This window comes from Neisseria sp. P0021.S005 (assembly GCF_051956955.1).
Genome location: NZ_JBQCWY010000911.1, coordinates 1 through 508, shown reverse-complemented (window position 1 = coordinate 508; position 508 = coordinate 1). Strand labels below are relative to the sequence as shown.

Here is a 508-nt window from a genome sequence, read left to right as displayed (position 1 = left end):
ACAGCAAACCGCGTTTAATCGCGCCGATGTCAACGGGCAGCTGATTGTTCAGACACTCTAAAACAGTCAGTGCGCACGCGGCATTGGACAACTGATACGCGCCGCGCAAAGCAGGAAACGGCAAGGAATTGCGGTTGCGGTTTTGGCCGTATGAAGATTGCGGATGGAAGCGGTAGTTCCACTGCACGCTTTCCATTGACGCAAAATCAAAATCTCGCTGGACCATCAACAGTTTTGCACCAATTTCTTCTGCGTGTTTGACCAATGATTCAGGCGCAGGATTCTGGCCGCACACGGCTGGTTTGCCGCTACGGAACACCCCGGCTTTTTCAAAACCGACCTGCTCGACGGTATCGCCCAAAAATGCCTGATGGTCCAAATCCACGCTGGTAACGACCGAACAGTCGCCATCGAATACATTCACGGCATCCAATCGTCCGCCCAAACCGACTTCCAAAATCATGACGTCCACATTTTCACGCATGAAAATATCGACGGCGGCCAAAGC

General features: G+C 52.4%; 1 pseudogene. It reads right to left on the bottom strand.

Annotation, left to right across the window (positions count from 1 at the left end):
• Positions 1 to 508 (bottom strand): annotated as a pseudogene (locus tag ACTHUE_RS20120) (bifunctional tetrahydrofolate synthase/dihydrofolate synthase); the annotation flags it as partial.